Genomic DNA, 10,400 nt, shown 5'->3' on the forward strand with positions numbered 1-10,400 from the left:
TTGGGGTGCTAATAGGGGCAATGGCTGGTACAAAAATCCTGGTTAGGATAACTAATAAGCAGGTTAGGTGGGTATTCTTAGCCATATTAGCCTTCCTGGGCATGGAGATGCTTCTTAGGGGCCTGTACCTAAATCACATACTAGTTATACCAGTGGCATTACAGTATACGTTAAGCCTAATCTTCACAGCAGTAGTAATGAGTACATTATTCTATAAGTATGGGTTAAGGACTAAGGTGGCTGTACATAGGGGTGAGATCCATGGCTAAGTGGGATATGGATTACGTAATAGGGTTGGCGCTCAGGATTGGAGTAATAATAAGTGTAGCCCTAGTGTTAATAGGGGTAGCGTTACTGGTTATTGAGGGTGAGGGTTTAGGTTACAGTGATTACCAGATAATGAGCGTTAGATCACATGTTAACACAACACTACTACCACCATCAGTAGCATTAACGGGCTTAGGGCATGCGGATGGCTTATCCTTCATAATTCTCGGATTAATGGTACTAATAGCTACGCCAGTGCTTAGGGTAGCGTTAGGTATAGCATCATTCGCCATGGAGAAGGATTGGATCTACGTAGTGATAACAATCATTGTATTCATTAACTTAATGTTAGCGATATTCGTAATACCAGCGCTACTTCATCTTTAGACTGGGATTAAGGCGCCTCAACCTTAAAGTTGAAGCCTAATTTACTCAACTCCTCAATAACCCTATCCACAGCCCCCTCCTCTGGCGGTGCTTCAACTATTATGTCCACTTCAGTATAATTGGGCCTTATTAATGGGTTATACCTCTCATGCCTAATCTCAACAATATTGACCCCAAGCCTGCCTAAAACCCCAGTTACTTGAGCAAGCATACCTGGCCTATCCGGTATAAGCCCCTTAAGCATTATTAACCTACCTGTTTGGACAAGCCCCTTATATAGGACCTTAGCAAGTATTGTAACATCAATATTACCTCCACTAACAATAGCCACAACATTACCCTTAACATTAATCTTACCACTCAGTAACGCCGCCACAGCTACTGCCCCAGCGCCTTCCGCTATTACCTTAGCCGACTCAGCTAAAATTAAGATAGCGTTAACAATCTCCTGATCACTGACTAGAACTACATCATCAAGCGTATTCTGCATTATGTCGAAGGTTAAGTCCCCAATCTTCTTAACGGCTATGCCATCAGCTATTGTGTCAGTGTTATCAACAGTAATTATCCTACCTTGTTTAAGGGATAAGTATGCTGAAGGAGTTACCTCACTCTGTACGCCAATAACCCTAGTACTTGGTTTAATGGTCTTAATCACTGAGGCAATACCTGAAATTAACCCCCCACCACCCACTGGGACTATTACGTAATCAATATCCTTAAGGTCCTCAATAATCTCCCACCCTATTGTTCCCTGTCCAGCAATAACAAATGGGTCATCATATGCATGAATCATTTTAGCCTTAAGTTCCTTAGCCAATTCCGTGGCGTACTTCTCAGCCTCATAGTATGATTGGCCCTCCAGTATTACCTCAGCACCATACTTCTTAGTATTACTTATCTTAATCCACGGTGTGTACTTGGGCATTACTATTGTGGATTTTAAACCATACATCTTAGCTGCGTAGGCGACTCCTTGAGCATGATTACCAGCTGATGCAGTAACAACATGCTTAACGCCATCATTAATGTAGTGTGTTACAGCGTTGTAAGCACCCCTAACCTTAAATGACCCAGTCTTTTGAAGCGCCTCAAGTTTAAGGTAAACATCAGCGTTAGTTAATGAACTTAATGTATCAGACCTGTATAAGGGCGTCCTATGTATTATACCCTTAGCTTGAGCATCCTTAATGAGGATTAAAGCATCCTTACTAAGTTCGTAAACCTCATTAACCCTTGTGATATATAATTCACCAGGTGGAATAAAGAACTAGTATTTATATTTATTACTGAGTAGGTTTAGTAGGGGTACTGGGTTTCATAGTCCTCAGTATTCTTCTTAGGGTTGATTTTTTAATGCCCAATTGCATTGAAACCTTATCATACGATAACCCCTTTTTAATCAGCTCATTTATCCTATTACTTAAATCATTTAACTCAGCCTCATGCTCGATTGTTAATATTCTAGCTATTAGCCTCCTAACATACTTCATCCTCCCTGGATTATCAACAACACCCCTACCCCTCTGGGTCTCTAGCCTTATTAATTCGCTCCTAAGTTCATTAAGCAGCCTTAACCTATCCTCCCTGCTCATGTTCTTAAGGTCCCTTAACTTAACCTTTTCCGGCATTAAGGGGTTACAGAGTTAAGCATTTTTAAGCTTAGTCTGGGGAAAATCTAGGAAGGCTTAATTACCTTTATCCTGCTTCTTCCCGCCTTGGATTTAATTAATGCGCCATCACAGCCTAATGGTATGCCAATAAGTTGATGTAGGAACTTTTAACTAAATTAATATTAAGTTCTTAGGTAATTTCACTGGGTGATGGTTACCTTACTATGTGTTAATGCCGATTTATACGCAGCATCAACAATCTGCTGAATATGGTAGCCATCCTCCTCATTAACTATTGGCCTTTCATTATTTTCAATGCATCCTATGAAGTGCTTAATTTCATCGACATATGCATGCATTATTGGCTCCTCGAAATCACCCTTCTCAATTAAGTTGCCATTAAGGTCAGAGACCATGTAATTACCTGTAACATAACCATCAACAGTAACCCTACCCCTCTCTGCGGTTAACCCCCACTTCCTCCAGCCATGCCCCCCACTCCAGCTTAGGTGGAATATTGAGGAGGCTCCATTATCATGCCTCATGAACACTGTTATATTATCTTCAACAGTTATCCCACGGGTTACTGTTACCGCATCAGCGTAAACCTCCTTAACTCTTCCAGCGTACCAGTAGTATTGGTGAAGAATGTGGACTCCATGTTCATTAAGAATACCCCCACTTACATTCTTATCCCTAAGCCAACCTGTGGTGGGCATTGTGCCTAGGGCTATGTGCCACATGGTTACTGGCTTACCTAACTTTGAGTCAAGCATTTCCTTAACCATAATGTAGAGTTTATGGAATCTAAGCGTGAAGCCAATCATTAATCTACCTTTACCCTTAGCCTCATTGTATATTAACCTAGCTCCCTCAAGGTCATTAGCCATAGGCTTCTCAAGAAACACGTAGTAACCCTTCTTAAGTGCATAGACTGCTTGATCAGCATGCAGGCTTGGTGGTGTGGCTATTATGACGCCGTCAAATCCACCCTCATCAAGCATCTTAATGTAATCCCTATATGTCCTAATACCCATTTTAGAGTACTCCATTAACCTCACCTCATCAATATCGGAAACAGCAGTGACTTTAACTCCAAGTTCATTAACTATCTTAAAGTGAGTACTACCCATTCCCCCTACTCCTATTATGCCTAAGTTAACCAAGTTAATCACCCGAAAATCCTCCTAAGTGATGATGCAGCATCTTCAACTGCCTTTAATGGATCGCCAGGGTATGGTGGTATTTCTGCACTTAATGGCCCCCCATACCCTATTTCACTGAGTAGCTTCTTAATGTTACTCCAATTAACACTACCTGTTAATGGTATGCCGAATGTGCACCTATTGGGTTCAGCTAGGAAGTCCTTGGCATGCATGGCCACTATCCTATCCTTAAGCGCCATTATCCAATGTTCAGGTAGGCTATGGGGTAGGGTATTGCCAACATCTAAGTATGCTCCAACAACCTTAGGTTCAAGTTCATTAAGAAGGTTCATCATATCCAATGGGCTGGCAAATATCCTATTCCAAACATTCTCAACACCAATAATGACGCCATAATCCTCAGCTATCTTAGCTAGCTTAGATAATGCATCCTTAGCCCTCTTAATATGCTCCTCATAACTCAATTCAGGAACCGCAACCCCTGGTACTACAAGGAGGACCTTGGCGCCAATTATGTTAGCTGCCTTAGCCTCAGCCTCAAGAACCCTTGAAACCTTCTCAAACTGATCCTCAAGAATCATGTTAAACCTCCAGTATAGGCCTGTGGCGATGGTTTGTACACCTATCCCAACCTCCTCAGCGGACTCCTTAATACTACTCCACTTCCTTGAAAATTCAAGTGAATTGAAGGATTTTAAATCATCCTCATCAATGACAGGCTCAAATAATTCAAACCCAGCATTCTTAGCATGCTTAATGGCATCACGTATGTTGACTGTTGAGGGGTAACTCCAGGCATTTACACCTATCTTTATGTGCGCCATGTTTAATTAAAGTTACTAAGCATTAATAAGTATTAATTCATTAGATTCTGCATTAAATACCACTTAATGTGTATTGAGTTAGTTAATATAATATTGTTCCTTAATTCACAGTGACTGATAGCTTTAAATTAATGAGTAATACCAATACAGTGACCCCTGCACGCACCTACACCAGGGTGGGGGTTAATGCCCCCACCCTTTTGATATTATCAAGAACTACGTTAGTATTGAGTAATTCACTAGTATTTTAATTTTAAATAAAAATAAGCTATATAAAGTAAAAACCAATAAACCCATTAAGGAGCCCAGACCTACACGCGTTCATACCATTGAAAGCTGGGGGAAACCCCAGTAAGTAAATGGTGTGGGTGCGTGCAGGGGGTCAATCCTTTAATGCCTCAACTCCCTTTAGGTTCTGGGAAAATAAAAGTGATTCCAGTTTAAGATTATGATTTTAAACATGGTAATGCAGGTATTGTGTTTTTATGGGAATACGCCTTGAAGTAGCCAAATCATGTAGAGAGGTATGAAGACTAGGGATATTGTGTTAAGTAGCTTAATAACTATGTGCAGTGATGGTCCTGCAGTATCCTTTAATGGATCACCCACAGTGTCACCTATTACTGCGGCTGCGTGGGCTGTTGAGCCTTTTCCGCCAAGATGCCCTGCCTCAATGTACTTCTTAGCATTATCCCAAGCTGCGCCGCCCCACATCATGGTTATGGCTAATACAATACCGCTCGCAGTGGCGCCTATTACTAAGGCACCCACGGCTGGTCCACCGAACAGTAGACCTAATATTAGGGGTGTTAGTATTACTGATAATGTGGGGGTCATCATGTTTCTTAATGCGAACTGCGTACTTATGTCCACTGCCCTATAGTAATCAGGCTTCTCAATACCCTTCAGTATTCCAGGCTTCTCTCTGAACTGCCTCCTAACCTCCTCAACCATGTTCCATGCAGCCTTAGTTACGGCTCTTAAGGCTAGGGAACTGAAGAGGAATGGTAACATTGCACCTATTAGTGTGCTCACCAGTATGTCAGCCCTCATTAACATTAAGTGATTAAGGAGGTAACCCATAACACTTATGAAGCTCCCCAGGTTAAGTGACACGTCAGTGGCTGTAACCTGTATTACGGCTGGGTTTCTTGCCACGTAATCCTGTATGAAGGCTTGGAACAGCAGTAGTGCTGCCAATGCAGCTGAACCCATGGCGTAACCCTTAGTGATGGCCTTGGTAACATTACCTATTGAGTCCAGTGGGTCAAGCCTACCCCTAACCTCCGGGCTTAGTTCACTCATCTCAGCTATGCCGCTGGCGTTATCAGTTATTGGACCTGCCCCATCAAGGGTCATTATTATTCCAGCTAAGGATAACATACCTAAGGTTGCTGCCGCAGTACCATATATGCCGTAGATGAATTTAGCAATGGGGATACTACCTATAGTGTAGTTACTCATTACTACTGGTAAGGGTGCAATCATACCGAGTGCAAATGATGCCAGTAGGGTTAGTGCAATGACTATTATTGGTATGAAGGTTGCATTCATGCCTGTTGTTAAGCCTTGAAGTATTGTTAATGCTGGGCTAACTCTAGATGCCTCAGCAATCTCAATAACAGGCTTAGCCTCCCTACCCGTATAATAGTTAGTCACCAGTACTATTATTATCGCGGCTATTATTCCAGCTAATGATGCCGTAAAGAAGTAAACCCACACCTTTGGCATTAGGAAGTAGAATATTAGGAAGAATCCAGCAATAGCCGTTACTGCTGACGCCATTACGCCATTCCTCAATGGCTCCATGGGATCCTTAAACTCGCCTTGATAAGCTGATACTAAAACCCCTGGGATTGTTGCAATAACCCTCACTGCTCCTGTTAGGAATGGTAAGAATACGAAACCTAAGGCTTCAGTAATGGGGTAACCAGCCTCAACTAGGAAGAAGTACACTGTCCAACCAACTATCATTGTTCCAAGCAACTCAGCGGTAACGGATTCAAATATATCCGCACCCCTCCCAGCACAGTCACCGACATTATCACCAACCTGGTCAGCTATTACGGCTGGGTTCCTTGGGTCATCCTCAGGAATCCCAGCCTCAACCTTACCCACTAGGTCAGCTCCAACGTCCGCCGCCTTAGTGTATATTCCACCACCTATTTGGGCGAATAGCGCCGATAAACTAGCCCCAAAGGCGAAGCCGGCTAAGCCATCTAAAACAATCCTTAGGTTAAATGGTGTGGTTGCTCCTCCAACAATAATTGAGTAAATTATGAAGAGTAAAGCAAGCGCGAACACGCTTACTGATGGTACTGAGAACCCAAGCACACTACCACCAAGTACCGCAACCCTCAGGGCATACTTCACACCCCTCTTAGCAGCTTCAGTGGTCCTCACGTTAGCCTTAGTGGAGGCATCCATGCTTAAGAACGCTGCGGTTAATGATGCTACACTACCCAGTAAGACGGATACCCCAACTAACGTGGATTCAAGGGTAACCTCACCCCTCAATTCGGGGTGTACAGGCAGAACCTTAATGCTGTAGCCTGCGTAAACACTGAGGGCTACTACCACTGATATTACTGCTGAGAAGAGTAGTATTGTCCTTATCTGCCTCCTCATATATGCATTAGCGCCCTCCCTTATTGCACTCCACACGTTAATCATGTTCTCATCACCAAGCGGCTGCCTTTGAATCCATAAGTAAATGAAGATGGAGATAAGTATCCCCCCTAAGCCAGCTATTAATCCAACCAGTACCAGAGGATTAATCATGTGTGGTCAAGTATTAGTGGAGGCATGCTCTTTTATCCTAGCATGGTGTAATTGGTGGAAGTGAACATAATGAATAGGACTGAGTTGTATTCCATAATTATAATTATTTAGACTTCACCATTATATATTTAGTTTATGTAGAAAGGTAAACTATACTATCAACTATTAATTTATAGTAATAAATATAATTTCATTTTTACAATAATTAACTATCCGGGTCACCTTATAATGAGGGAATTATTAATTATACGTATATGATTTATGATAATTATAAATAATGAAAGCATACAAAATAAGTAACCTAGGTAATTAACTAATTTTTACCAATATGATGCAACTTGATGGCAGTGAATAATTAAAAATGCTTGAGCTAAGCATAGGCATTATGAGTAATGAAGAATTCATAAACCTACTCAGGAAACTCTCCGAAGCCTTCGGCCCCTCAGGCTTTGAGGATGAGGTTAGGGAATTGGTGGTTAAGGAAATGGAACCCTACGTAGATGAGCTAGAGGTGGATAAGTGGGGTAATGTTATTGGTGTTAGGTACGGTAGTAGGAGGGATCTTAAGGTAATGATTGCGGCGCATATGGATGAGATAGGCCTACTCATTGATAGTATTGATAAGAATGGCTTCCTAAGGTTTAGGGGTATTGGAGGATGGAATGAGGTGACTTTAGTAGGCCAAAGAGTGGTCATTAAGGCTCAAGATGGTAGGAAAATAAAGGGTGTGGTAGGTAGTAGGCCCCCTCACGTGACTCCCCCAGGTAAGGAGAGGGAGGCTCCTGAAATGAAGGAGTTGTTTATTGACATTGGTGCAGGCAATGCAAGTGAGGTTGAGGAGCTGGGGGTTAGGGTTGGTTCAGTGGCTGTTTTGGATAGGTCCTTTGAGGTGCTTAATAATGATGCAGTGACCGGTAAGGCTTTCGATGATAGGGTTGGTTTAGCTGTAATGCTTTGGATGCTTAGGCAATTGAGGAACCATGAAGTAACAGCATATGCTGTAGCCACTGTTCAGGAGGAGGTTGGGTTGAAGGGGGCTCAGGTAGCCGCTGATCGGGTTTACCCAGACTTCGCAATAGCCTTAGACACAACCATAGCAGCCGACGTACCCGGCGTAACTGAACGTGAGTACGTTTCCAGGCTTGGCGCCGGCCCAGCATTGAAGATAATGGATGGTGGGAGGGGTGGCTTATTCATAGCCCACCCAGGCTTAACCAACTACATTATTAATGTGGCTAAGGCCAATAACATACCCTACCAATTAGAAGTCCTCATTGGTGGGACCACTGACGCTGCCGGTATAGCCTTTAGGAGGGATGGAATACCAGCGGCAACAATATCAATACCCACCAGGTACGTTCACTCACCAGTGGAGGTTCTTAGGGTTAGTGATGCCCTAAATGCATCAAGGCTACTGGCATTAGTGGTTCAGGGCGCTAATGAGGAATTAATAAGTAGCCTTAGGAGTAGGGTGATTAAGAAGCTTGGGCTTAAGGCAACTTGAAAGCTTAATAACTCATTAATTAACCTAGTATTAATGTACCCTGTAATTGACCTACATGAGGATATAGCATACCACCTAATGTTCAGCCCAAGGGCCCAGGACTTCAATATTGACGCTGAGGGTAGGCAATCGGATATTCCCAAGCTTAAGCGGGCTAACGTTAAGGTTATCTTCGCCTCAGTATTCCCAATACTAACCACCTACAGCCCTAGTCAAGGTGAGGCTGTGCGCTCCTCATCACCATACTCAACTAAGAATGTTGCCCTTGAAATGATTAAAACATACTATAAGCTCATTGATAGGTTCAGCGACTCATTAACATTAATTAATGGCGTTAAGGATATTGATGGCGCCTTCAATAGTGGTAAGGTGGGCCTCCTAATATCAATGGAGGGTTCAGACGCCTTAGAGGAGCCATATGACCTAGTCCTCTTCCATAGGCTTGGCGTAAACTCCATAGGCATAACTTGGAACTTCGACAATAAGTATGGTGCATCATGCTTCACTAAGAAGGACTATGGCTTAACTAACTATGGGGAGGAGTTGGTTAGGTTGGCTAATAGTATTGGCGTTATTATTGACCTAGCGCATGCAAGCAAGAGGACTATGATTGACGTATTATCAACCTCAAGGAAACCAGTAATAATAAGCCACAGTAACTCTAAAGCCATTAACAACCACNNAGGAACACTGACGATGAGGTCCTTGAAGCACTTAAAAGCAATGGTGGGGTAATTGGGGTAACAATGATACCTGAAACAATAGGCCCCAAGCCAACAGTAGGCTCACTAATACAGCACATTAAGCACATACGCGACACATTCGGCCCAGGGTTATTGGCATTAGGCACAGATTACTTAGGCATAGGAAGCACACCACAGGGGCTTGAGAGCATTGATAATATTAGTAGGTTAATCAATGAATTACTAAACGCCGGATTCAATGAAGGTGAGGTAAGTGGCCTACTTTACGGCAATGCATTAAGGGTAATTAAGGCAAACCTAACTTAAGCACATTCAATTAAAATTATTCAACAACCATACCCACGCCTTTAATTAAGCTGCATAGCTTTAACGCTAAGAGTTAAGTAAATTAATGCAGTACATGCTGCTTAACAATTTCAGCATTCACATACCCAAGCCCCAAAGCCCGATTCTTACCAACCCCATAAACATTAGCAATATCCAGCAATAGCCTAAATAGGCTCGGCTTATCAGTATANNACATACTCCGCAACCCCACTGAATGCCGGCATACCCCTACCTCTATCAATTTCAATTCTCTTTAGAGATTTTTGGGTCGTTTATTTGTTTAGGGGTTTATAAGTTTTTCATCGTAGCCTTACTTTGAAATATTAGAACACTTAACCCTATGATTATTCATGACATGAATTTACTCTCACAACTTAACCAGCAATTGCAATACATATTCCATTAAAACATTTAATTTCAAATAAACAAATACATTCCAATGCCAACATCAAATATCTTACCTAATACTGCTTTAAATAATTATTAATTTTTCAATATAACGTATGTACTAATATAATCTTACCTATATCTTCGCTATATAGTAATGATGTTCTTATCTTTTTAACTTGGTATAATGAATGTATATTTTCGTTGATAATCGTAGTGAGCATATGTTTTTATAGTAGCATGCCCTGCATTTTGCTTTGTTTACGGTTCTTGGTGGTAGTTCTTGGTTTTGTATGTATTTCCTAAGATCTTGTATTATCCTCTTTACCCTATTCTTAGGTTTGGCGTTAATTTCACGGTTAATGCCTTTCCTTCTTCTTGGTTTATGATTATTACTTTATCTACTTAATTTAGTGCTTCATATGATATGCCGCTGTGGT

8 protein-coding genes and 2 pseudogenes are annotated in these 10,400 nt (G+C 41.9%); 4 read left to right on the plus strand and 6 right to left on the minus strand.

The window, feature by feature from the left end; all coding sequences use genetic code 11:
* Positions 1-269, plus strand: a pseudogene (locus BP896_RS09315) (sulfite exporter TauE/SafE family protein); the annotation flags it as partial.
* The gene (locus BP896_RS09320; protein ID WP_291767796.1) at positions 262-654 is read left to right on the plus strand and encodes a DUF1634 domain-containing protein; all 393 of its coding nucleotides are present in this window, start codon (positions 262-264) and stop codon (positions 652-654) included. The pseudogene BP896_RS09315 and the gene BP896_RS09320, both read left to right, overlap by 8 nt.
* Before the next feature lie 7 nt (positions 655-661).
* Here the strand turns inward: BP896_RS09320 and ilvA are convergent, their stop codons facing one another.
* The 5 genes from ilvA to BP896_RS09345 all read right to left on the minus strand — a co-directional run bounded on the left by ilvA (position 662) and on the right by BP896_RS09345 (position 7,038).
* Positions 662-1,918: a threonine ammonia-lyase gene (gene ilvA, locus BP896_RS09325; RefSeq protein ID WP_291767804.1), complete on the minus strand. Its 1,257-nt coding sequence runs from the start codon at positions 1,916-1,918 to the stop codon at positions 662-664.
* 22 nt (positions 1,919-1,940) lie between these two features.
* A complete protein-coding gene (rpmC, locus tag BP896_RS09845; protein WP_349681949.1) occupies positions 1,941-2,285 on the minus strand; it encodes a 50S ribosomal protein L29 in 345 nt (114 codons plus the stop codon).
* A 182-nt stretch (positions 2,286-2,467) separates the two neighbouring features.
* A complete protein-coding gene (locus tag BP896_RS09335; RefSeq protein WP_291767797.1) occupies positions 2,468-3,433 on the minus strand; it encodes a Gfo/Idh/MocA family protein in 966 nt (321 codons plus the stop codon).
* Positions 3,434-3,438: 5 nt separating this feature from the next.
* A complete protein-coding gene (locus tag BP896_RS09340) occupies positions 3,439-4,257 on the minus strand; it encodes a sugar phosphate isomerase/epimerase family protein (protein WP_291767799.1) in 819 nt (272 codons plus the stop codon).
* 483 nt (positions 4,258-4,740) lie between these two features.
* The gene (locus BP896_RS09345) at positions 4,741-7,038 is read right to left on the minus strand and encodes a sodium-translocating pyrophosphatase (RefSeq protein ID WP_291767800.1); all 2,298 of its coding nucleotides are present in this window, start codon (positions 7,036-7,038) and stop codon (positions 4,741-4,743) included.
* 385 nt (positions 7,039-7,423) lie between these two features.
* Between BP896_RS09345 and BP896_RS09350 the strand changes: the two genes are divergently transcribed.
* On the plus strand, positions 7,424-8,542 hold the full coding sequence (locus BP896_RS09350) for a M42 family metallopeptidase (RefSeq protein WP_291767801.1): 1,119 nt from the start codon (positions 7,424-7,426) through the stop codon (positions 8,540-8,542).
* A 78-nt stretch (positions 8,543-8,620) separates the two neighbouring features.
* Positions 8,621-9,552 (plus strand): annotated as a pseudogene (locus tag BP896_RS09355) (dipeptidase).
* 574 nt (positions 9,553-10,126) lie between these two features.
* On the opposite strand, the gene BP896_RS09365 reads toward BP896_RS09355, so the two are convergent.
* Positions 10,127-10,324 carry a Dna2/Cas4 domain-containing protein gene (locus tag BP896_RS09365; protein ID WP_349681950.1) on the minus strand — a complete coding sequence of 66 codons (198 nt, stop codon included), beginning with the start codon at positions 10,322-10,324 and terminating at the stop codon, positions 10,127-10,129.
* Positions 10,325-10,400 lie beyond the last annotated feature (76 nt).

This window comes from Caldivirga sp. UBA161 (assembly GCF_002506515.1).
Lineage (GTDB): Archaea > Thermoproteota > Thermoprotei > Thermoproteales > Thermocladiaceae > Caldivirga.

Coding starts and splice junctions, on each gene's coding strand:
- BP896_RS09320 (WP_291767796.1), top strand. CDS start 262: ATGGCTAAGTGGGATATGGATTACGTAATAGGGTTGGCGCTCAGGATT.
- rpmC (WP_349681949.1), bottom strand. CDS start 2,285: ATGCCGGAAAAGGTTAAGTTAAGGGACCTTAAGAACATGAGCAGGGAG.
- BP896_RS09340 (WP_291767799.1), bottom strand. CDS start 4,257: ATGGCGCACATAAAGATAGGTGTAAATGCCTGGAGTTACCCCTCAACA.
- BP896_RS09345 (WP_291767800.1), bottom strand. CDS start 7,038: ATGATTAATCCTCTGGTACTGGTTGGATTAATAGCTGGCTTAGGGGGG.
- BP896_RS09350 (WP_291767801.1), top strand. CDS start 7,424: ATGAGTAATGAAGAATTCATAAACCTACTCAGGAAACTCTCCGAAGCC.